This window comes from Exiguobacterium mexicanum (assembly GCF_005960665.1).
Classification (GTDB): domain Bacteria; phylum Bacillota; class Bacilli; order Exiguobacteriales; family Exiguobacteriaceae; genus Exiguobacterium; species Exiguobacterium mexicanum_A.
Genome location: NZ_CP040676.1, coordinates 850,028 through 873,140, shown reverse-complemented (window position 1 = coordinate 873,140; position 23,113 = coordinate 850,028). Strand labels below are relative to the sequence as shown.

At 52.2% G+C, this 23,113-nt stretch carries 22 protein-coding genes and 1 other annotated feature; of the genes, 6 read left to right on the top strand and 16 right to left on the bottom strand.

Features of this window, described 5'->3' with window-relative positions; all coding sequences use genetic code 11:
• Position 1 precedes the first annotated feature (1 nt).
• On the top strand, positions 2 to 112 hold the full coding sequence (cydS, locus tag FED52_RS14055) for a cytochrome bd oxidase small subunit CydS family protein (RefSeq protein WP_021065570.1): 111 nt from the start codon (positions 2 to 4) through the stop codon (positions 110 to 112).
• Between the two features lie 45 nt (positions 113 to 157).
• Here cydS and FED52_RS04905 read toward each other — a convergent pair whose 3' ends face one another.
• From FED52_RS04905 to pepV, 6 genes are read right to left on the bottom strand one after another with little or no spacing between them, the layout of a single operon-like run.
• A complete protein-coding gene (locus tag FED52_RS04905; protein ID WP_034779996.1) occupies positions 158 to 952 on the bottom strand; it encodes a phosphotransferase family protein in 795 nt (264 codons plus the stop codon).
• Positions 953 to 1,002: 50 nt separating this feature from the next.
• Positions 1,003 to 3,168 (bottom strand): type I pullulanase, encoded by a 2,166-nt coding sequence (pulA, locus tag FED52_RS04900; protein ID WP_167491777.1) that lies wholly within the window; start codon positions 3,166 to 3,168, stop codon positions 1,003 to 1,005.
• Between the two features lie 21 nt (positions 3,169 to 3,189).
• Entirely contained in the window at positions 3,190 to 4,029 is an 840-nt protein-coding gene (locus FED52_RS04895) for an NERD domain-containing protein (RefSeq protein ID WP_138859160.1), read from the bottom strand.
• Positions 3,999 to 4,574 (bottom strand): RNA 2',3'-cyclic phosphodiesterase, encoded by a 576-nt coding sequence (thpR, locus tag FED52_RS04890; protein ID WP_138859159.1) that lies wholly within the window; start codon positions 4,572 to 4,574, stop codon positions 3,999 to 4,001. Before thpR ends, FED52_RS04895 begins: the two co-directional genes overlap by 31 nt.
• A 5-nt stretch (positions 4,575 to 4,579) precedes the next feature.
• Positions 4,580 to 5,731, bottom strand: coding sequence for an MFS transporter (locus tag FED52_RS04885; protein ID WP_084592834.1), 1,152 nt, complete (start codon positions 5,729 to 5,731; stop codon positions 4,580 to 4,582).
• A gap of 59 nt (positions 5,732 to 5,790) precedes the next feature.
• A complete protein-coding gene (gene pepV, locus FED52_RS04880; RefSeq protein ID WP_138859158.1) occupies positions 5,791 to 7,176 on the bottom strand; it encodes a dipeptidase PepV in 1,386 nt (461 codons plus the stop codon).
• Between the two features lie 306 nt (positions 7,177 to 7,482).
• Here pepV and FED52_RS04875 point away from each other — a divergent pair, with 306 nt between their 5' ends.
• Complete coding sequence (locus tag FED52_RS04875) at positions 7,483 to 7,704, top strand: DeoR family transcriptional regulator (RefSeq protein WP_081637897.1); 222 nt, start codon at positions 7,483 to 7,485, stop codon at positions 7,702 to 7,704.
• A gap of 81 nt (positions 7,705 to 7,785) precedes the next feature.
• On the opposite strand, the gene FED52_RS04870 is transcribed toward FED52_RS04875, so the two are convergent.
• The gene (locus tag FED52_RS04870) at positions 7,786 to 8,496 is read right to left on the bottom strand and encodes a pseudouridine synthase (protein ID WP_138859157.1); all 711 of its coding nucleotides are present in this window, start codon (positions 8,494 to 8,496) and stop codon (positions 7,786 to 7,788) included.
• Positions 8,496 to 10,193: a putative polysaccharide biosynthesis protein gene (locus tag FED52_RS04865; RefSeq protein WP_138859156.1), complete on the bottom strand. Its 1,698-nt coding sequence runs from the start codon at positions 10,191 to 10,193 to the stop codon at positions 8,496 to 8,498. Before FED52_RS04865 ends, FED52_RS04870 begins: the two co-directional genes overlap by 1 nt.
• A 138-nt stretch (positions 10,194 to 10,331) precedes the next feature.
• Here FED52_RS04865 and FED52_RS04860 point away from each other — a divergent pair, with 138 nt between their 5' ends.
• Positions 10,332 to 11,606: a BaiN/RdsA family NAD(P)/FAD-dependent oxidoreductase gene (locus FED52_RS04860; protein ID WP_034778302.1), complete on the top strand. Its 1,275-nt coding sequence runs from the start codon at positions 10,332 to 10,334 to the stop codon at positions 11,604 to 11,606.
• A gap of 40 nt (positions 11,607 to 11,646) precedes the next feature.
• Here FED52_RS04860 and FED52_RS04855 read toward each other — a convergent pair whose 3' ends face one another.
• The 5 genes from FED52_RS04855 to FED52_RS04835 form a co-directional block, all read right to left on the bottom strand.
• A complete protein-coding gene (locus FED52_RS04855; RefSeq protein ID WP_240731313.1) occupies positions 11,647 to 12,186 on the bottom strand; it encodes a pyrophosphohydrolase domain-containing protein in 540 nt (179 codons plus the stop codon).
• 84 nt (positions 12,187 to 12,270) lie between these two features.
• Positions 12,271 to 12,969, bottom strand: a complete 699-nt coding sequence (locus FED52_RS04850; protein ID WP_138859154.1) for a dCTP deaminase domain-containing protein — start codon at positions 12,967 to 12,969, stop codon at positions 12,271 to 12,273.
• Positions 12,970 to 13,100: 131 nt separating this feature from the next.
• Positions 13,101 to 14,138 (bottom strand): hypothetical protein, encoded by a 1,038-nt coding sequence (locus tag FED52_RS04845; protein WP_138859153.1) that lies wholly within the window; start codon positions 14,136 to 14,138, stop codon positions 13,101 to 13,103.
• Positions 14,139 to 14,255: 117 nt separating this feature from the next.
• Entirely contained in the window at positions 14,256 to 16,658 is a 2,403-nt protein-coding gene (gene leuS, locus FED52_RS04840; protein WP_138859152.1) for a leucine--tRNA ligase, read from the bottom strand.
• A 41-nt stretch (positions 16,659 to 16,699) separates the two neighbouring features.
• Positions 16,700 to 16,918, bottom strand: a binding site (T-box leader).
• Between the two features lie 42 nt (positions 16,919 to 16,960).
• Positions 16,961 to 18,151 (bottom strand): MDR family MFS transporter, encoded by a 1,191-nt coding sequence (locus tag FED52_RS04835; RefSeq protein WP_138859151.1) that lies wholly within the window; start codon positions 18,149 to 18,151, stop codon positions 16,961 to 16,963.
• A 176-nt stretch (positions 18,152 to 18,327) separates the two neighbouring features.
• On the opposite strand from FED52_RS04835, the gene FED52_RS04830 reads away from it, so the two are divergent.
• Positions 18,328 to 19,305: a tRNA modification radical SAM protein MnmL/YtqA gene (locus tag FED52_RS04830; RefSeq protein WP_138859150.1), complete on the top strand. Its 978-nt coding sequence runs from the start codon at positions 18,328 to 18,330 to the stop codon at positions 19,303 to 19,305.
• Positions 19,259 to 19,831, top strand: a complete 573-nt coding sequence (locus FED52_RS04825; RefSeq protein WP_034778311.1) for a tRNA 5-(aminomethyl)-2-thiouridylate-methyltransferase MnmM — start codon at positions 19,259 to 19,261, stop codon at positions 19,829 to 19,831. The genes FED52_RS04830 and FED52_RS04825 overlap by 47 nt, the downstream gene beginning before the upstream one ends.
• 32 nt (positions 19,832 to 19,863) lie before the next feature.
• Here the strand turns inward: FED52_RS04825 and FED52_RS04820 are convergent, their stop codons facing one another.
• The gene (locus FED52_RS04820) at positions 19,864 to 20,580 is read right to left on the bottom strand and encodes an alpha/beta fold hydrolase (RefSeq protein WP_034778316.1); all 717 of its coding nucleotides are present in this window, start codon (positions 20,578 to 20,580) and stop codon (positions 19,864 to 19,866) included.
• Positions 20,581 to 20,670: 90 nt separating this feature from the next.
• The gene (locus tag FED52_RS04815; RefSeq protein ID WP_034778317.1) at positions 20,671 to 21,141 is read right to left on the bottom strand and encodes a GNAT family N-acetyltransferase; all 471 of its coding nucleotides are present in this window, start codon (positions 21,139 to 21,141) and stop codon (positions 20,671 to 20,673) included.
• Between the two features lie 164 nt (positions 21,142 to 21,305).
• Between FED52_RS04815 and FED52_RS04810 the strand changes: the two genes are divergently transcribed.
• Positions 21,306 to 21,833, top strand: coding sequence for a hypothetical protein (locus tag FED52_RS04810; RefSeq protein ID WP_138859149.1), 528 nt, complete (start codon positions 21,306 to 21,308; stop codon positions 21,831 to 21,833).
• A 42-nt stretch (positions 21,834 to 21,875) separates the two neighbouring features.
• On the opposite strand, the gene metK is transcribed toward FED52_RS04810, so the two are convergent.
• Entirely contained in the window at positions 21,876 to 23,084 is a 1,209-nt protein-coding gene (gene metK / locus FED52_RS04805) for a methionine adenosyltransferase (protein WP_138859148.1), read from the bottom strand.
• Positions 23,085 to 23,113 lie beyond the last annotated feature (29 nt).

Below are 23,113 nucleotides of genomic sequence, written 5' to 3'. Positions count from 1 at the left end.
GATGAGCACGTTGGATCAATTTTTAATCTTTTATGCGGCCCCGCTGACGTTTTTCGGCGCCGTCATCGCCACGTTCGTTTGGGCGTATTTCATGAAACCTGATGATGTCTAATGCATATGGAAAGGGATGGCTCACACTCGTGATCCATCCCTTTTTTCATTGTGTCCGTTCATCTGCCTCATCGAGCAGTTCACGGAGCACGGTCAATCCTTCTGCCCGGGCGATACCGTTCTGTTCCCCATACAACGTGAGAACCGTCTGGGCAATCGCATACCAGTGCATCCGGTAATGGAGCTCTGACGTGTAACGGATGCCGTAATGGCTAAACCACGTCTCCCACTCCGCCTCATCGACATAACTGTAAACGACCATCGCCAAGTCAAAGGCACGGTCGGCGATGATGGCGTCATCCCAGTCGGTCAAATACAATAGACCCGTCTCGTCCTCGATCCAGTTATTATGGTTAAGGTCCGAATGGCAGACGACAAGTTCACGTTCGTCATCAATCGGTTGATGCATAGTGAGCCAACGGACCGCTTCATCAATCGTCACATCCGCCTCGTCTTGCTCATAGGCGGCACATTGCCGAAGCAATAGCGTCGACGTGACCGGTGTATGATTCAATTGCTGCAGCATGAATAATAGCTCTTTCGAATGATGAATCTTCCCAAGCTGTGCCGCCACATCAGACCGTTTCATATCGGTTGGCGATAGCTCACGACCTTCGATGAACTGTTGGGCACTGAGGACGTCGCCGTTGAACATCCGCTTCGTCCACAGCAATTTGGGGACGATGCCTTCGGCGGAAAGAATGGCTAAAAACGGGGACGAGTTCCGTTTGACAAAGATTTTTTGTTGGCGCGTCGTCGCTACGTACGCTTCGCCTGTAATCCCGCCTGCGGAAGCCACCGTCCACTCTTCACCGAGCGCACCGATTATATCTGAATACATATTCATCACGCTCAAATCTCATTAAGAATTACAAAGATACAATCACCATATTAACACGCGATAATCGTCATTGACAACGACTCGACTTGAATCTCACGCGGATTTCGTGCAATCGGGACGAGGCTCGCCGTTTCCCCTTGCACATAAACGTTCCAGTCTCCGTCGGCATGAAACGTCACGTCACCGAATGTTCCGTTCAAATAGACACGGACGCGTTGCCACGCATCGTAGGAATGGCTCGCCGTCAACTCGTAGGCGATCACGCCTGGAGGCGACGGAAGGAACTTGAATTGCTCCACGACTTTCTGCCGACTATCGTAACGGAAACACGTATGACGGCGCCGCAATTTCAGCAGCGTCTTCACGAATTCGACTTCACTCTGACGCTCGTCCCGCAAATCCCAATCGAAGTGATTGATTCGGTCCGGTGCGTTGTAACTATTTTCGACCCCTTGTTTCGTCCGACCGAACTCCTGGCCTGCATGGAGGAACGGGACGCCTTGCGACGTGATGACGATGGCCGTGGCGAATCGTTGCATCCGTAATCGCACCGCCTCATCCATATCCTCACACGATAAGAGCAATTTATCGTAGGTCGTGTAATTGTCATGCGCCTCGACGTAATTGATTGTATATTGCGGGCTCGGGAATCGTCCGACGGTGACGTTTGGGATTTGAACCGCTCCCGTGATGCACTCTCGAAGCTCCCATTCCCGCCATTCGTTACCAGAGACAAAACCGCGTTCGCGGTCATTGAACGTCGACCCCTTTAACGCGTCCCGCATCATGTCATTGAAGTGCCCGATTCGAGGCATAAAGGCGGCGTTATGGGACGAGGCTTTTAACGATGGGCTGAGCGGTGTCGCCAAATCCCATCCTTCCCCGTAAATCAAGATTGAACGATCAATCTTATCAAGCGAAGCCCGGACTTGATTCATCGTCTCGACATCATGGATCCCCATCAAGTCGAACCGGAAGCCGTCAACGTGATACGCCTCGGCAAAGAAAGTCACACAATCGACAATCATCCGCCGCATCATGTATCGTTCCGAGGCCGTGTCATTCCCAACCCCAGTCCCGTTCGCGACCGTCCCGTCATGTTCATAACGGAAATAGTAGTAAGGGACGAGCGCTTCGAGCGAGGATTGTTCACGGATAAAGACATGGTTCATGACGACATCGACGACGACCCGCATCCCGTGACGATGCAGTTCCTCGACCATATGAGCATATTCTAGAATTCTCGATAACGGCTCGGCTGGGTCTGAGGCGTAACTCCCCTCTAACCCGAACCAATGAATCGGGTCGTATCCCCAATTGTATGGCATCCGGGTCGCCTCATCGACGCTGCCGAAGTCATGGACAGGCAACAGTTGCAGATGGGTGACCCCGAGTTCTTTCAAATAATCGAAGCCGGCACTGTTCTCGCCTCTCGTTCTCATTCCGGTCTCGACGATGCTGCCATACAAACCTTGCATCTGACTCATCGAGGACGGATGGCTCGTGAAGTCCCGGATGTTCAGTTCATAGATGACCGCATCGGTCGCTTTCCGAAGCGGCGGCCGTTCCGTCGGAGTGACATGGGCGGCGACATGCGCCTCGACATCGATCAATACGCCAAATTCGCCATTCAGGCTGACGGCTTTCGCGTAAGGATCGACGACCTCGTTCGTTTCGACTGGCGTCTTGACGTACAGTCGATAATAGTGACCTTCATAAAACCGAGGCACGTCGGCATGCCAGACACCACGGCTCTCTTTAGACATACGAAACCGCTCGATTTCACGATGTGTCGTCGAGTCGTGGATGACGAGCCAAATCGAGAACGCGACGGGAGACCAAACGTATGCCTCGATCGAGTGTTCGGAAAAAGTGAGGCCGAGCGGTCCGTCATAGGCATAACGGCGTTCGAACTCGTCCGTATGCACGATTTCACGTGGCACGACGACAATCGTTTTATGTCCGGGGTGAAATACAGTATAGACCGCTTCAAGCGTGACCGGTCGCGCCAATCGGATATCTCGCTCAATCGTACCGGCCTCTGTCGTCCATTCATTGAGCACCACATAGTCGACCGGTCGACCGTTCTGTTCAATCTGTACTGGAACGGATTCATATTCGGCGATGACTTCCAGTCGAATCGTCTCGAACGAGAGCAAAGATGCCCGTTCAATCGTCACATGTGACGTCGTTTGCTGCTCTGGTGTGTGATGCATACGCGTTCCATCCTCTCCAACCTACTGGTCCAAAAATTGTCGAAACGGCATCTGGGCTGTCGCATCTAGTAGTTTCGCCACATCTCGAATTTGTTGGGCTTTGACGATCGGTGCCCTCGTGTTCACTTGTTTCAGCCACGACTCATAATCAGAGCGTGAAATGAACTGAGTCGACCGTGTCTCGGGCACGTGATCGAAATAGCCTTCTGGGGCCACCGTGACTTTTTGGATGACCCCGTCATAGGACGGAAGAAACTGTCGAATGATTTCTTCAGTGCGCGTCAATGCAATGAGCGGATTGACTACACGTTTATTTTTCCCTTTGAGCGGTTGATGAATCCATGTCTTCTGCTTTGAGATGTGATAGATGCTCCGATCCCCGTCAAGCCATTCGACCAAATACAGATGTGATGGTCCGATGATAAGATGGCTCAATTCGACAGTTGCCCCGTTCCATTCGACAACTGGACGATACATGAAGAAGTGTTGGTCGTTCCATTCGGTCACCATCTTGCGATAACCGTATTCACGAAGGAACGGCAAGAACGGCATGTCTGCTTCGGTCGCCCCTTCACACGCGAACTGCAACTTCTGGATGTGGCGACGGTTCGCGAGGAGCGCCTGGAACTGCGTCTCCGAGAGCGGGGTCGGTTCGAGCTCGATACGTTCCGTTCGACGCCAAAATTTCCACCACGGGTTCTCAAACTCCATGATCTCGGGTGGATTCAACCGATTGGACTCATGCAGGCGGCGCATACGGGCGATATCGGACTCGACGTATTCTTGGAAACGATTGAACTGATCGAGCATATTTCGTTCATATTTAGATGTCACGTCAAAAATTTTAATCGGGATCGCCATGTGTCCTCCTCTGACCGCTGTAACGGAAATACTTCAACTGCCTCATAGGCAGGGGTGTGGTTCGGATTGATTCGATAAAGGATGACGGCTTCAATCGACTCTTCGATCGTGAACGTCGGGGGGATATATGGACTGATCGACCCGGTGTCCCACTTTTTGGCGAGCGTGACGTGCGGGACGAACGGTTTCCGGTCGAGTGACGCAATCTCTTCAGACAGCTTGCGCCGGAGCGTCCCGGTGAGCGCCGTCAATTCTGCAGACGAGTCCGGGACGATCGTCAACACTCGAGGACGATCTGGTCTCCCGAAGTGATCGATTTGTTGGAACGTCAGTGAAAACGGAGCCGTCACTTCCGTCACGTCACGCGTGATCTCTTTGACCACCTCGACTTCATCATCGTCCAATGCGCCAAGAAACTGAAGCGTCAAATGGAATTCTTCCGGCCGATACGTCCGGCGATACGAATAAAACGGCAAGATGGCCCGTTGAACGCGTTCGAACTCCGCCGCCTCCATCGGTAGCGCTATAAAGTAATGTGTCGACATCGGAATCATCCTTTCTCACGAAACCGTCTCAACCCTAAGAATAAAATCGCGCCAATCACACTGACGACTGTGTACATCCAAAATACACCGATAATGCTGTTCACTTCAATGATGATTCCGCTCAACTGATTGAACGCGGCCGTCGCCAAACCTGAAGTAACTGCCATATAGACGCCAATCGCCGTCGAGGTGACGTTTCGGCTGACAAGGCTTCGCACAAACTGAAGCGCGACCGGAATGAGCAGGCCGACGACGAGCCCTTGGACGATGGCGAGCAGCCAGACGACCCACAGTTCTGGTTCGAGTGCGAGCCAACCGTTGCGGAGCGCTGAAACTAACGCCGCTCCCGCAAGTACGTTGACCGTCCCAAGACGTTCAACGATTTGATACGCCACTTTCATGAACGGGATCTCACAAAGCACGGCCACTAAAAACAACGTCCCGACGAGCGTCGTCGAGCCGCCGATACTCGTCACGTATATCCCGAAGTAATAGTTGTTTGCATAGATTGGACCGAAGACGAGCATGCCCCCAATCAAAAAGGCGATGAACGGGGCGTTCCAGACGGCCGACCAAGCGAACGGGGCGACCGTCGTCGCGCGCGTTGCCACCGGTTCGGCAATCGTCCTTAGCACGATGCTACCGGCCACGAGTACGATGGCGCTGAGCAAAAATGTGCTCGCAAGCCCCCACGTCGTATCCGCGATTCGTCCCATCATGAAAACAGCGATAGCGAAACCGGCCGATCCGAATAGACGGATGGCTCCATAATCAATTTTGACACGGGCCGTATAATCGAGCGTCATCATATCGATAAGCGGGATATGCGCGCATTGGAACACCGACCAGGCGACCATCAAGAGCACGATCCAAACGTAATCGGTCGCGAACAAGAACGTGATGGAAAGGGCGGCCGCCCCGATCATGGCGATACCGAGCCACGCCCGGACACGGCCCGTCCGATCGGCAAGCATGCCCCATAACGGCTGGACACCAATCGAGAGGATCGGCATGATGGCGACAATCGTCCCGACCTGACCCGGAGACAAATCAAAGCGTGCCTGCGAGAAGAAAAGTGCCATGTAAGGAATGAGGGCCCCTTGTGCGAAAAAGATAGCGACATACATTGATTGAAACGATAGTTTTTGTTGGTTCACTGTAAACTTCCTTCCTAACAGACAGAGAGCCGACCGAGTCAGTCAGCTCTCACGGATTATTATTTAGCGAGCTCATAAATCGCTTCCGCATAGATGGCGGCGGCGCGAAGTAAATCTTCAATTTCCATGTATTCATCGACTTGGTGCGCGACATCTTTCGCTCCTGGGAACAATGCGCCGAAGGCCACACCAGCCTCGAGCGAACGGGCATACGTTCCTCCGCCGATGGCCATCAAGTGTGCCGATTCGCCGGTTTGACGCTCATACACATCCGCCAACGTTTTCACGAGCGGATGGTCTTCGGCCACGTGGTGCGGCGGCATGTGGTGACGCGTCGACAGTTCGAACCCGAACGACAAGGCGATCTCTTTCAAGTTTTGCAATCGTTCTTCAAACTTCGCGGTATACGGATAACGGATATTGACCGTCGCCGTCCGCTCTTCGCCCTGATAGCGGAACACGCCACCGTTAATCGTCAAGTCACCGGTCTCGTCGGTCGCTTCGATGCCGAGCGAAATCCCGCGTGAGTCAGCAAAGACGTGGCGGATGAACTCGATGTAGCGCTCCCCTTGAATATCGAGTGGAAGCGTCAGTAGGAACCCGGCAAGTACGTAGGCCGCGTTCACACCATTATCCGGCTCCATCGCATGGGCGGCGACACCTTTCATCGTGAACGTATACGTCCCCGCGTCCCATGTGCACGTCCCGTCGGCCTCATATTTCGCAAGGTAGGCCTCAAATTTTTCTTCGAGCACATCTTCTGTCTCGAGTACCGCGGTCGCGAAATCTGGGACCATGTTCGGACGTTCTCCGCTCACGAACGAGACCAAGTGATGTTTCGAGCCGGGTACGCGCTGAATTGGGAGTTGCTTCAAGACACCGTCATACAAACCTTTTTCCGCGTTAATAATCGGGAAATCAGCATCCGGTGCGAAACCGTATGTCGGCATCGCTTCCTGCTTAAAATATTCACGGACACAGCGCCATTCGCTCTCCTCGTCACAACCGGCGATGAGTCGGACACGTTTTGATAACGGCAACCCGAGTTCTTTCACGATGCGCAACCCGTAATAAGCAGCCATCGTCGGACCCTTATCGTCATTGCTGCCGCGGGCGTACAGTTTCCCGTCCGCGACCGTCGGATTGAACGCCCCATACGTCCATCCGTCTCCGGCCGGCACCACGTCTAAGTGGCAGAGGATCCCAACGATTTCTTCGCCTGACCCGTACTCCAAATGGCCAGCGTAACCGCCGACATCTTTCGTCACGAATCCGTCACGCTCTCCTAACGCAAACATATAATCGAGGGCACGGCGGACTTCAGGACCAAACGGCTCGTTCGGTCCGGCCTTGTCTTCATCGAGGACGCTCGGGATTTGTAACAACCCTTTTAAATCTTCTAAAAACGCGTCTGTTCGTGCGTCGACTTCTTGTCTCCAATTCATCTCAATCTCCCCTTTGCGAATGTTCTCTCCCTTATTAGTATATCCAAATGTTAGAAAGACGAACATTCATTTCGAAAATATTTTTTCGTTCGTCTTTTAGAAGTTTTATTATCCATTTACACGATGTTCATTCGATATTTACGTTCATAACATGTTCTTTACATTTTGATTGTTCGTTCTTTTCACTTGCAATTCTATTTGAGAGCGGTATACTAAAGGTGTAATTTTAGAAAATAACAATTTCATATCTCATTTGTCGTCCGTAGGTTTTGTCTTTCATCATTCTACGCATTGGGAGGTCATCCAATGAAAGGTTCAACAGATCGTATGCTAACCCGCATCAAGTCCATTTATTTGTTCATTAACGAAAGGGAATGCGTCACCACTTCAGAACTAGTAGAGGAGTTTGGGATCACGTCACGCACCGTACAACGTGATTTAAACGTTCTTGAATACAACAATCTGGTTGAAAGTCCGAGTCGGGGCACGTGGACGTCATCAAAACGTTCACTCAAGACGGCAAATTGAATAACAAGTTACAAGGGATTCCGCACGCGGGTCCCTTTTTTTGCACAAAAAAGTACGTGCCGATTGACACGTACTTCCGAATCATATGAGGAACAAGTCGACTTCCGGTGCTGTCAACTCACGGTATGCACCAGGTTCAAGCGTCGGATCGAGTTCGAGGCCACCGATTTGGACGCGCTCGAGCCGTTCCACATGTTTTCCGACCGCGGCGACCATCCGTTTCACTTGATGATACTTCCCTTCCGAGAGCGTCAAGCGAATCGTCGAGCGGCGCCCGGACTTGCTGAGCAGTTCAAGTCGTGCCGGTTTCGTCGTGTAGCCGTCCTCGAGTTCGACGCCTTCGGCGAAGCGACGGACATCATCTGCCGTCATCTCCCCATCGACTTCGGCGATATACACTTTGTCGACGTGTTTACGAGGTGACATGAGCGCGTGATTGAACGCCCCATCGTTCGTCAATAGCAACAGGCCGGTCGTATCTTTGTCGAGGCGTCCGACCGGGAACAAATCGTAATGGGCATAGGCCGGGTCGATTAAATCGACGACCGTCGACTCGACTTTGTCCTCGGTCGCACTGATGACACCAGCCGGCTTGTTCATCATCAAATAGACGAACGGTTTGTACTCGACGACTTCCCCGTGCACGGTCACACGTTCCGCCTCTAAGTTGATTTGTCGTTTCGCATCTTTGACGGGCTGGTCATCGATCCGGACGGCCCCTTGTTTCAATAAAATCTTGACGTCTTTACGCGAACCATATCCCATGTTCGCCAATAATTTATCAATTCGCATTATGCTTTCCTCCGATATTGGAATCGTTTCCCTAGTAGTTTTCCGGCCAAGTGACTTCTCCAACCGAGATAGCCGTATACGACGAGGCCGATTCCGAAACCGACGACCGTAGCCAATATATCGTTCCCCCAGCTCGGCTCATCTCGGAGCGTGACGAACAACGAGCCGTATACCGCGATAAACATCGCCCCACCCATGGCAAACATGAGCATCGTCCGACGCAACAATTGCTCATACGGGAACTGGAGCGTCCGTTGAATTTTCCACACCATGAGGATGATCGCGACAATATAGCCGGCGATCGTCGCGTAACCGGCGCCGATGCCGCCGAGCGCATAGACGAACGGTACGTTGAGTGCAGCTTTCGTCAATAGTCCCATCGCCGTCGCGAAAATCGTGAAGTACTGACGATTGATCCCTTGCAGGATGGCCGCTGCCACCGAGTAATAGGCCAGGAAGAACGCACTCGGCGCATAGTGGAGCAAGTAGACCCACCCTTCCCGGTCACCCGGGAACAGTGTCCCGAACAACGGCTCGGAAAGGGCGACCAACCCGATGACGGCCGGGATGGTGACAAAGAACGACACTTGGAAGATGTGGTTCACTTGATTACGGACTTTATTCATGTCGCCGTGCGTGAACGATTTCGTGACGAGCGGAATCGTCGCCATCGACACACTTGCCGCGATCGAGACCGGAATCAAGACGATCTTATGGGCGTTCCCGGTCAAGAATCCAAAAGCGGACGTCGCTTCAGCGACTGACTTGCCCGAGTTGAGCAACGTGTTGACCATCGTCAACTGGTCGACGAACTGATAGAGCGGCGTCGACAAGCCGACCATGACGATCGGGATCGAGTAACTGAGCAACTCGAGCAAGAGCGATTTCATCGAACGGACTGGCGTACCGGCCGGATTATCCGTCTGACGATGGATGTCTTTCCGTTTGCGCCAATACATGGCGAGCACGACGATACTTCCGATCGCCCCGATAAAGGCGCTGAACGTCGCGATCGTCACGGCGAGTACTTTCAACCCGTTCAACTCGGTCGTCGCCACGGCAGCGGTCCCACCGAGCGAGTCGGCGAGCGGACGAATGAGTGCCGAGTCCGAGAAGACGAACAAGACGAGCATCGTTCCGCTGAGCAGGAACATGATGCGGACGATCTGTTCGATGACTTGCGAGATGGCCGTCGGGGCCATGTCCTGATGTCCTTGGAAATAGCCGCGCACCATGCTCATCGCTGGGATGAGCAGGAGTGCGAAACTGACGCTACGCGTGACGAGCGTCAACGAGTCGATATATTGCTGATTGTTCTCCGAGTTGCGGACCATGAGTTCTGATAACCACGGTGCTGAGAAAAACAGTAATAAAAAAGCGACGACTCCGGTCACGAGCATCAGCTTCATCCCTTGACGGAACAAGCGCTGACTCGTGCCATATTCACCGAGCGCGTTATACTTGGCGATAAATTTTGAGACGGCGACAGGAATCCCCGCCGTCGAAATGGCGATCATGAGCGCATAATAGGTGTAGGCCGCCTGATAGAGCGTGACGCCGGCAATCCCGACCATCGCTTGGAAGGGAAACGTATAGAGCAGTCCGAGCGCACGCGAGATCAAATTTCCGGCTGATAAGAGCAGCGTGCCTTTGACGAAGGACTCCCGTCCTGAATCTTGTTTGACGCTTGATGACATGAGATACCTCCATCTATTCTTTCACAACTAATGTACCTAGTTTTACAAAACAACCGTTTCTCATTATACTCTTACTGTTGCAGATAATAAAGTTACGAACCGTTAAAGTTTAGATTGAGAAGAGAAACGAGGGATACCATGATGAAAGATGTCATCGTCATCGGAGGAGGCCCAAGCGGCCTGATGGCGACCTACGCCGCCGCCAAAGCCGGAGCGAACACGCTCCTGATTGATAAAGGTTCGAAGCTCGGACGCAAGCTCGCCATTTCTGGCGGCGGGCGCTGTAACGTCACGAACCGCAAGCCCGTCGACGAACTGATTCAGTTCATTCCGGGGAACGGACGCTTCTTATATAGCGCCCTCGCCCAGTTCGACAACCAGTCGATTATCGACTTGTTCACCGGGTTCGGCATCCCATTAAAAGAAGAAGACAACGGCCGGATGTTCCCAGTGACGGACAAAGCGCAAGATGTCGTCAACACGCTCCTCGGCGCCATCGACGCACTCGGTGTCGAGATTCGCAAAAACGCGAAAGTGAAGACGCTCCATTTTAATGAAGCAAACGAGTTTGAAGCGGTCGAACTGGAGGACGGCGAACGCATCGAGGCAGGCGCCTGTGTCATCGCTGTCGGCGGACAATCTGTCCCCCACACCGGCTCGACCGGCGACGGATATCCGTGGGCCGAGAAAGCCGGGCACACGATCACGGAACTGTTCCCGACCGAGGTGCCGATTTTGTTGAACGATGCCTTTATCGGCACAAAACAGCTTCAAGGGCTGTCGCTCCGGGACGTCGCCCTCACCGTCCACGGCAAAAAAGGCAAACCGATCAAGACACACCGTGGCGATATGATATTCACGCACTTCGGCATCTCGGGCCCGATCGCCCTCCGGTGCAGCCAATATACGATTAAAGAGCGCAAACGCAGCAAAGAGCGCGTCGTCGCCCTCTCGCTCGACTTGTTCCCGGACATGGCACGTGACGAGCTGTATCAAGAGCTCTGGAACCAAGTCCAAGAACAACCGAAACGGGCCGTCAAGAACGTCTGGAAAGGGTTTATCCCGGAACGGATGCTCGACCTGTTGTTGGCCGACCTCGCTTTCGGTGAAGAAGACGCGAGTCAGTTGAAGAAGCAATCGGTCATCGATTTTGCGACACGACTGAAGACGTTTGAGCTACATGCGACCGGGACGCTCGATTTCGATAAAGCATTCGTCACCGGCGGCGGCGTCTCTGTCAAAGAGATCGCCCCGCAGACGATGATGTCGAAGAAAGCGGACGGCCTGTTCTTCGCCGGCGAGGTGCTCGACATTCACGGCTATACAGGTGGTTATAACATCACGGCCGCCTTCACGACCGGGCATTGTGCCGGGTCGCACGCCGCAGAATTTGCTGTACGTACAACCGTATAAGAAAGAGAGCCTATCGCGCGCGATAGGCTCTCTTTTGGTGTCACTGTTTCGCTTCAAGTTGGCGTCGCACTTCCGCCTCGAGCTCTGGCTCGGGTGGCAACCAGCCTTCCGGCTTCATGACCTTATTGTCTGACGCGCGCAGGATCGGCTTACCATCCGGACCGAGCTTCGCCATATTGGCGCGCTGCACGATCTCGAACAACGGCACCGGGTCGAGCCCGAGCTCGACGAAACTGCCCATCACGAAATAGAGGGCGTCCGTGAGCGCGTCAGCTTGTCCCACTATACGATCAACTTCACTGGATGGCAAAGATAGTTCAGAGGTAATACTAACAGATTTTTCAAAACCTTTCTTAAATTCATCGATAGCTGTTATAAATTCTTCCTTATTTTGCGCAGAATGAAATAAAAATTCAACTACTGCTTCTTCAGCAGTCCATACTGACCTTTTGATTGCCCGATCAATAGTCAACGGTTTCGGATACGTAGCATTTGGATGCCCGAAAGTTTTATGGAAATGCTTAACCTCTTCATAAAAATATCCTCGCTTCAAAATTATCACTCCTATAGTAATAGCCATTTTTATTTTCCTGACTATTATACACTTGAATCCTGTGTTTTCTTTATTTTTTGAGTAAGTATTTCAAGTTTGCAAATAAGACTATTAATTAAATCCTAAAAAATAAATTATAGCCCCAGTAATAATGCCTCCAAAGATAGTAGAAAACAAAGGACTTGAAGTAATCGTTGTTAAGGTTCGTCTAAATTTTAATTTTTGGCTTTTCAAATCATTATATTCTAGGCTCTTAATCATGTTTTTTGTAATATTTGACTGATTTCTATGCCATGACATTTCTAAAAATGAATGTTCCTCAGGTGAAAGGTCAAAAACTTTTCCAATGTCAGGTCTACTCGCTAAGTTTTCATGATCATTTAAAGAGGAAGGTGTTTTCAAGTAATAAAACATTACAGAAACAAAAGCTTCGCCCACATTTATAACAATTTCTTTATCACTTGGATTATTTACAGCAACTAGCGATACCCCAGCCCACCCCGGATCTAAAGTAGTGGAAATATGTCCTAACCCTTTAGATACTAATGATACCCTTGGGTGATAAGTACCTCCTACTCTTCTTGAAACCCAAATCGCTTCATTAGTATAAATACATACTGTATCCCTAGGAGGAATTATAATAGTAGTATCAGCAACAACCGCCGACTTTCTATCAGAGACTCGCCACGCCATTTTACTTGCAGATAGATTCAAAGAACTACCCTTTATATTTTCCAATTTCAATGGATATATACTAATGTTTTTAGCCTTAACTATCTCCCTTTTAATGTCATTGTTACTTAATAGCAATCTTATTCCTCCAGTATAGTGACCGAGTTATTTACACCTAATAAAATATAACGCTTACATACCAATAAAATATACGCCATTTCTACCATAATTGTCCATAGATAGAGATGACGTATAATTTTATTTTTTATTCAGTCGACCGAGACGAAATCGTCAAGGTCGAACACATCTGGTCGCACGATGGCGAATATCTCATTGTCTTGCAGGAACATTCCGGTCGAGCCATACACACGGGGTGTCACCATCTGCCCGTTCATCGTCCCTTCGTCCGGATTGACCGTATAGAGGACGAGCTCTTCCGAGTCGAGGACGTAAATGCGCCCTTGGCGTTCGACGAGGCCGACACCGCGGAAGTTCTCGAACTTCTGTTGAATCGAGGCGCTCATCCCTTCGGTCGTGAGCGGCTTCCTCGACTCGACCGCCCATTCCGTTGTCGGTTCCAGCGTTGCTTCAGCATCCGCTTCATCGGTCATCGATGTCGCGTCGTCTGAATCGGTCTCGGTCGCCGCATCCGTTTCCACTCCACTATCGTTGGCCGTCTCTTCCTCGAGCGTGCGCTCTTGGACGTATAACAGTTCCACATCCGGCGTGTCCGCCAAACGGCTCATGATGATCAGTCGTTTCGTCTCCTCGTCATAACCGAGGCCGAACAATCGGTCTGTCGAGGCGATTCCTTTAATCAATTTGCGTCGTTGTTCCGTCCACCGGCCTTCTTCACGCTCGATTGTCACGAGAACCCCATTCGCCGTGACGGCATAAATCTTGTCCTCGGAAATCATGCGCATACCGATGAACTCGCCGAACCGGTAGGGCTGTCCTTCGTTGCTGAGGATGAGTGACGCGTTCACGCGATTGGCGTTCCCGCTCACTTCGAAAAACTCTTTATTTTTCGTCAAGACGAGATATGACCCGATCGTGTCACTATAGTACACTTCGTCGAGCTGTTGAATCTGTTCGAGGGCATCGGTCGTATCGATATCCTCCTCGTCCGGCGAAGCTTCGACGGGAGGTACAGATGTCGCTTGGTGACTCGTTTGAATCTCTATTTTTTCAAACGTCGAGGCGATTTGGCTTTGAATATCCTCGTCCGAAAAGACGAACACATAGCACAAAATCACGCCGACGACGACGGCAAACAGCGTCGTATATAGTACGTAAGAACGTTTCATGGACGTTTCGTCCCCTTTACATGCAGTATCGCCCTTTAGTGTAACAAACCCGCCCCGAAAAGAAAACGACATCATACAAAAGAAAGGAACGTGTGACAATGTCACACATTCCTTTGCTTATCCAACGACGATATTGACGAGCTTACCTGGAACGACGATCACTTTGCGGACCGTCTTCCCTTCCGTGAACTCTTGAACGCGTTCGTTCGCGAGCGCATCGGCCTCGAGCGCTTCTTTCGAAGCGTCGCGGGCCACGTGCATCTTCGCACGAAGCTTGCCGTTCACTTGGATGACGACTTCAATCGTGTCGCTGACGAGTTTCGACTCATCAAACTTCGGCCATGCCGCATACGTCAAGTCTTCCGTCATGCCGAGACGCTCCCACAACTCTTCGGCCAAGTGTGGCGCGACCGGGGCGAGCATCTTAACGAAGTTGATCATTTCTTGTTTCGGAAGCGTGTCTTGTTTATACGCTTCGTTGATGAAGACCATGAGTTGCGAAATCGCCGTGTTGAAACGGAGCGCCTCATAATCTTCTGTCACTTTCTTCACCGTCTGATGGTACGTCCGTTCGAAGTCGGCAGTCGGTGCGACGTCTTGAAGCTCTGTCTGATTGAACAAACGCCAGACACGGTCAAGGAAGCGACGAGCGCCGTCGAGACCGTTCGTCGACCAAGCGATGGCCGCATCGAGTGGTCCCATGAACATCTCGTAAAGACGAAGCGTGTCGGCTCCGTGCGACTTGATGATGTCATCCGGGTTGACGACGTTCCCTTTCGATTTCGACATCTTCTCGTTGTTCTCACCAAGGATCATCCCTTGGTTATAGAGTTTTTGGAACGGCTCTTTCGTCGGGACGATGCCGATATCGTAGAGCACTTTGTGCCAGAAACGAGCGTAGAGCAAGTGTAGGACCGCGTGCTCCGTACCACCGATATACAAATCGACCGGAAGCCAACGCTTCAACTTCTCTGGGTCCGCGATCATGTCTTCATTGTGCGGATCGATGAAGCGAATGTAGTACCAGCAGCTGCCGGCCCATTGTGGCATCGTGTTCGTCTCGCGACGACCCTTCTCACCCGTCACTGGATCCGTGTACGTCAACCACTCGTCTGCGTTCGCAAGCGGCGATTCACCCGTACCCGACGGTTTGATTTCATCGATGATCGGGAGTTCGAGCGGGAGGTCTTCGACCGGGACCGTCTTGAGCGTGCCATCTTCCATATGAACGATTGGAATCGGCTCGCCCCAATAGCGCTGACGGCTGAACAACCAGTCGCGGAGACGATACGTCGTCTTCGCACGGCCAGTGCCGGCAAGTTCAAGCTCTTCGATGATCTTGGCGATCGCGTCGGCTTTATTGAGACCGTCCAAGCTACCTGAGTTGATGTGGACGCCATCCTCGACGTAAGCCGCCTCATCCAAGTTGCCGCCGGTGACGACTTCACGGATTGGAAGGTCAAACGTCTTCGCGAACTCATAGTCGCGCTCATCATGTCCAGGAACGGCCATGACCGCACCTGTACCATACGTTGACAACACGTAGTCAGCAATCCAGATTGGAAGCTTCTCACCATTGACCGGGTTGATCGCGTAAGCGCCAGTAAACACGCCTGTTTTCTCTTTAGCAAGATCGGTCCGTTCGAGATCTGTCTTTTTCGAGACTTCTTCGACGTACGCCTCGATGGCGACGGTTTGTTCCGGTGTCGCGATTGCTTTCACGAACGGGTGCTCCGGTGCGAGCGTGACGTATGTCGCGCCGTAAAGTGTGTCCGGACGTGTCGTGAACACCGTGACGACTTTTTCGTGACCGTCGACTTTGAAATCGACTTCTGCCCCGACCGACTTGCCGATCCAGTTGCGTTGCATCTCTTTGACGCTGTCTGGCCAGTCAAGCCCTTCTAAATCATCGAGCAACCGCTCTGCGTATTCCGTAATGCGGAGCACCCACTGCTTCATCGGGACACGGTAAACCGGATGGCTGCCGCGCTCTGACAAGCCGTCGATGACTTCTTCGTTGGCGAGTACCGTCCCGAGAGCCGGGCACCAGTTGACGGCGACTTCATCGACGTAGGCGAGTCCGCGGTCATGGAGCTGTGTGAAAATCCATTGCGTCCACTTGTAGTATTTCGGGTCGGTTGTGCTGATTTCACGATCCCAATCGTATGAGAAACCGAGCTCTTTCAACTGGCGTCGGAATGTGCCGATGTTGCGCTCTGTGAACTCGCGCGGGTCATTCCCTGTGTCGAGGGCATATTGCTCGGCCGGAAGACCGAACGCGTCCCACCCCATTGGATGGAGGACGTTGAAGCCTTGCATCCGTTTCATGCGGGCGATGATGTCCGTCGCCGTGTAACCTTCCGGGTGACCGACGTGAAGGCCGGCTCCTGATGGATATGGGAACATGTCAAGGACGTAGAAACACTCCTTGTCCGGGTCTTCTGTCGTCCGGAACGCATCTTTCTCGTCCCAACGCTTTTGCCATTTCGGCTCGATGTCTTGATGTTTAAAATAATCCAAAATTCATCCTCCTCTGCATAATAAAAAGCCTTCCGCCCCGGTAATGGGACGAAAGGCTTGAAAGCTTTCCGCGGTACCACCCATGTTGCATTTCTGCCACTTGAGACGCCGGTAACGAGGCGTAACTCCGGTTCACCCTACTGTTCGTTCAGGCGAACTGCTCCAAGGCGAGTTCTCGCAGTCCATATACCGGTTCACACCACCCACCGGCTCTCTACAAATACAGACGTCACGATACTATTCCTCTTCTACGCATGTGTATGATCTCACTCGTTCATTTTAGCCCAATCTGTTTTAGAGCGTCAACTTGATTTTTCAGGCACTCGGATGTCTTTCATGAAAATGAAGAACGCGAGCGCGATGGCCGTGAGCAAGAATAGCATTGTGAAGACGGCACCGATGCCGAATACGTCATAGACGAGGCCCGATAAGGTCGGGCCGATCATCCGACCGACCGAGGCCGCGATATTGACGAGCCCTTGGAACTGTCCTGCTTTCCCCGGCGGTGCGAGTTTCGCGGCAATCGTCGGAACGGCCGGCCAAATGAACATCTCCCCGATCGTCATGACGACCATCGCGACCATGAACATCGTAAAGCCCCCCGCGAACGGAACGACCGCGAAGGCGGCGAGGAAAATAACGGCGCCAACGATGAGTTGCTTCTTCAAATCGTCTTCAAAGTAACGAAGGGCCCGGTTGAGGAGCGGTTGAGCGAACACGATCAAGGCGCCGTTCACCGTCCAAAGGAGCGAATACTGGCTGATTGTCACGCCGAGGTCTTTCGAATGGACAGCGATCGTGCCTTGCCACTGCACGTAAACGAACCAAAGGGCCGCGTAACCGATGGCGACGAACCACATCGATTTCATCGTCGCGCCGGACAACGTCGTCGCCGCAGCCTCAAGCTGCGATTGGACGACCGGACGGGCCGGGTCTTTCAAATAACGGAGCCCGAACAAGAGGACGACGACGAACAAGACCGATAAGAAGAAGTTCGCGTAAAAGATCCACTCGATGTCGATGCGCGCGATTTGCCCGCTCATCGCTGTCCCGAGGGCGACCCCGACGTTTTGGGCGACATAAATCGCGTTGAACGATCGTCGCCCCCCTTCCGGCCAAATCAAGCCAGCAAAAGCGTATACTGTCGGGAAGACGAGGCCACCCGAAAACCCAATCAATCCAAGCCAGCCCAAGTAACCGAGGAATGTGGCATGAAACAACAAGAAGCCGAGCGAGCTCGCGAGCAACAGCCCGACCGAGAGGATGAGCGTCCGTTTCCCGCCGATCCGGTCAAACAGCGTGCCCCCGATATAGTTCCCAGCGATGGCGAGCGCCGAGTTGACGAGGAGGGCAATCCCTGCGAGCGTCATCGATTCGCCTAAATATCCATTTATATAGAGTGTGTTAAATGGCCATAAAAAAGACGCCGCCGTTGTATTGAGCGCCATCGCAATGACCAAAATCCATACCGAAATCGGCATTTTATTGTTCATACCAGTTACTCCTTTCATTCCCGTTTAACGATAAAAATTCGGCACGACGGCCGAATCAAGAATAAGTCCTTCTCCAAGCTAACGGAACGCCCCATAACTGTCAAGAAAAATTACTTATTATGAAGTAAACACGAGGAGAGCTTGTGATAGCATGAGCAAAGAAGGAGAGGATATTCATGCAACATCCATTTGGTGATGCCAGATACCACAAATTAAATGAAGCATATCGCCGTGAGTTCGGCGGGAAAGTATTCAAGGTACCGCTCGACGGCGGTTTCACTTGTCCGAACCGGGACGGGCTCGTCTCGAAGGGCGGCTGTACGTTCTGTTCGGACGACGGCAGCGGTGATTTTGCCGGCAACGCCTGCGATCCGATCCCGGTCCAATTTGCCGAAGTGAAGGCACGGTTGCATCGAAAGTGGAAAGAAGCCCGCTACATCGCTTACTTCCAAGCGTTCAGCAACACGTATGCCCCCGTCGCCCGGCTCCGGGAATTGTTCGAGCCTGCCCTTAAAGAGGAAGGTGTCGTCGGTCTATCGATCGCGACCCGACCAGACTGTCTGCCGGACGACGTCGTCGACTATCTCGCCGAGTTGAATGAGCGGACGTCCCTCACGATCGAACTCGGCCTACAGACGATTCACGATGTGACAGCGAAAAAAATCAATCGTGGCCATGACTACAAGACGTTCCTCGAAGGTCTCGCCAAGCTCCGCCGACGCAATATAAACGTGGTTGTCCATATCATTAACGGTCTCCCTGGCGAGACGACAGAGATGATGCTCGACACGGCGCGAGAAGTTGCTAAAATGGACATACAAGGAATCAAGATCCATTTGCTCCACGTCTTGAAGCACACGCCGCTCGCCCGTCAGTACGAAAAAGGATTGCTCGAGCTCATGGACGAGACGACTTACGTCTCCCTCGTCTGCGACCAGCTTGAGACGTTACCGCCCGAGATCGTCATCCATCGGTTGACCGGTGACGGGCCACCGGATCTGTTGATCGGTCCGACGTGGAGCCGGCACAAGATGGCCGTCTTGAACGCCATCGATGCCGAACTGGTGCGTCGTGATTCCTTCCAAGGAAAAAAGAAGGATGAGAGCCATGGGATTAATGAGAGTCTTACCGTTCGCGAAGTACCTACTCCGTGAACACGTCACACCTGGTGCCGTCGCCATCGATATGACGGCCGGCAACGGGCACGATACATTGTTTTTAGCCGAACTCGTCGAGGCGACGGGACACGTCTACGCGTTTGATGTCCAAGCAGCGGCGGTCGAGGCGACACGCATTCGCATCGAGGAAGCAGCATTGACGGACCGCGTCACTGTCATCCACGACAGCCACGACACCGTCCGAGAAATTGTAGCGGACGAGACACGCCCGATCACAGCCGCCGTGTTCAACCTCGGTTATTTACCGGGAAGCGACAAGTCGGTCACGACGACGGGCAATACGACCATCGACGCCCTCGAGCAACTGCTCGACGTCATGGCCGTCGGTGGTGTCATCGTCGTCGTCATCTATCATGGCCATGATAGCGGCAAAATCGAGCGCGACGAGGTGCTCGCCTACGTCGAGGCACTCGATCAAAAGCGGGCCGGCGTCCTCCGTTACGGCTTCATCAATCAAATCAATCATCCCCCGTTCATCGTGGCGATTGAAAAACGTGCATGAAAACAGGCGACTCGAGCGAGTCGCCTGTTTTGTCATTCTCGAATCAATTCATAAAACGTGATGAGCGTCTCCGCGAACTTCGTGTTCAGTCGTTCATAGCCGAAATGCGGGAAGCCTTCGAGCCGGCGGATGTACACTTGATCGCCGCCGATTTTTCGACAGACGTTGAGCGTCAGTTTCACATCGGCGAAGCGGTCGTCCGGCGCATAGAAGCAAGCGAGTGGAAGGCGCGGCAAATGTTTCTTCTCTTCTTGATGCTCGACGATCTCTTCCTCGATTTCCCGGTATTGCCCGTACGTGATCTCACCGAAGCGGGACGACTCTTCGCCTGCACCCATGAATGTCATCATGCCGAGCGGCAAATCCGGACGGAAACGGTCGACCGCACTCGCGACGACTTGTTTCAATCCGCCGATTTGGCGGGACGGATGCCAATCGAACAAGGGTGAGATATACGTCAAACTGCCGAGCGGCACATCGTATTCCTGGAGCAATCGGTTCGTTAACAATGCCCCGAGACTGAAGGCGATGACGTGAATCGGCAGTTTGTACTGGCTCGCCTCGCGTAGCGTGTTCTTGATTAACAGCTTATGGTCTTCCGCGGTCAAGCCGACCGTCTGTCCGGTCACGACGAGAACTTCATATTCGTCACGTAACCGTCCTAAAAACGCCTCGCTCAAGCGTGACGTGAACTGGAGCGGATAGACGATCACGATGACCCCTTTTCGTGATTCTTCTTCGTATGTCATACTGTCACCTCGTTTTATTATGTCCATGTTTTTATACTAACAAAAAACATCAGCCGAGACTGATGTTTGTCAGAAAATCCGTCTAGGGTCTTAGCTCGGGTCATAGCGCAAATGAATCAGTTCCATCGGTTGGTCGTACACTTCCTCTTGAATCCGATTCAATTCGATGAACGCCTCATGGTTCAAAAAGGCAATCGCCTGCTCGTTCGAACTCTCGACGTACAGTTCGATCGGTTGAACTTTACGTTCGCGCAGATGAGACAATAAGGCCGTTCCGAGACCTTGTCGGTGATGGGTCGGATGAAGATAGAGTCGGAGCACTTCCCACGTATCCCCGCGGTCGATCGCATGATAGAACCCGATGACGTCGCCTTCGGCTTCACCGACAATGAACAACTGCTCTTTCGCTTCCTCGCTTGAACTGATGGCGCGGACGATCTCTTCTTGCTGATAAGCCCGTTCCATTACTTTTGAACGAACCTCGTCTTGTTCACTGACCGTTGCGAGCGCAATATCGCGGATGGTGGCGGCATCTTCTGGTACGGCTTCCCTGATCTTCATAACGGCATCCCCCTTTTGGCCAATCTAGTAGTATCATTCCCCATCAGCAAAAAAATATCCTGCCCGCTCATTACTTTTTGATGTCGAAATGAAGGAAGACGTTATTTTCCATTTTGACTCGGGTATAAGAGTATCAATGCCAACTTACAAAAAGGAGTGTTACTATGGAACCGAAACTACAACATGATCCAAAACTAGAGCAAGCCAACAATCCAAATCGTCAGTTTGACCAAGCAAATGCAGGTGGCCCTAAAATCACCGTCGTGACCGGGATGCTCCTCGGCGCCCTCGTCGGCGGTCTGCTCGCCTTACTTAGCACGTCGAACCGTGAGAACACGAAACAATCGTTCTCGAGCGCGAAATCGTCGGTCGGCGGTCTCGTCGATACAGTCAAACAAGACCCAGCCGGAAAAGCCTCACAAGTCATTGACCAAGTGAAATCGGCTTCTGGAATCATCCAAGAAGTTGCCACTGACGTTCAAAACGTATACGAGAAAGTCGCTGGTGAAGTCGACACGGTCAAAGAAGACGTGAACAAAGTCGTCGGGACGGCGCAAGAAGCGAAGTCAGATCTTCAATCGATCGGCGAGAAAGTCGTCGATGCGAAAGATACGGCGCTCGGGCAAGAAACTTCATCCGACACGTCATCAAGCAATAACGAATCATCGAATGACAACAAAACACAAGCCTAATAAAAAAACGACCTTTCGCTGAGAAAGGTCGTTTTTACTGTCTTATGCGAAGCGTTTCGCGCCTTCTTCAAGCACTGCCGCTTTATCCGTTTGCTCCCATGGGAGTTCAACGTCTGTACGACCGAAGTGGCCGTAAGCTGCTGTCTGCTTGTAGATTGGACGGCGAAGGTCGAGCATCTTGATGATGCCGGCCGGACGGAGGTCGAAGTTCTCGCGAACGAGTTCGACGAGCTCAGTCTCGCTCAATTTGCCTGTGCCGAACGTGTCGACTGCGATCGATACCGGGTGGGCAACGCCAATCGCGTAAGCAAGTTGAACTTCTGCTTTGTCAGCAAGTCCCGCTGCAACGAGGTTTTTCGCTACGTAACGAGCCGCGTACGCCGCTGAACGGTCAACTTTGGTTGGGTCTTTACCTGAGAACGCGCCGCCGCCGTGGCGAGCGTAACCACCGTACGTATCGACGATGATTTTACGTCCTGTAAGGCCTGCATCCCCTTGTGGTCCACCGATGACGAAACGGCCAGTCGGGTTGATGAAGTATTTTGTATCCGCGTCGATAAGTTCAGACGGGATGACCGCGTCGATGACGTGCTCTTTCAAATCAGCTTGGATTTGTTCGAGTGTGATGTCTTCGGCGTGTTGCGTCGAGATGACGATTGTGTCGATGCGAACTGGGTTGTTCGCTTCGTCGTATTCGACCGTCACTTGTGTCTTACCATCAGGACGAAGGTAAGCGAGCGTGCCGTTCTTACGAACTTCTGCCAAACGACGTGACAATTTGTGCGCGAGTGAAATCGGGAGCGGCATGAGTTCTGGTGTCTCTTTTGTTGCGTAACCGAACATGAGACCTTGGTCACCAGCGCCGATCGCATCGATTTCTTCTTCAGTCATTTGTCCTTCACGAGCTTCAAGCGCTTGGTCGACACCTTGGGCGATGTCTACCGATTGCTCATCAATCGATGTGAGGACAGCACAAGTCTCTGCATCAAAACCATATTTTGCACGTGTGTAGCCGATCTCACGAACTGTTTCACGAACAACTTTCGGGATATCCACGTAAGTTGATGTTGTGATCTCACCTGCTACGAGCACGAGACCTGTCGTGACAGATGTCTCAGCCGCAACGCGGGCGTTTGGATCTTCAGCTAAAATCGCATCCAAAATCGCATCTGAGATTTGGTCACAAATTTTATCCGGATGTCCTTCCGTGACGGACTCCGAAGTGAAAAGTCGACGGTTCAAGTTTGCCATTTCGAAAAACCTCCTATAATAAGGGTGAT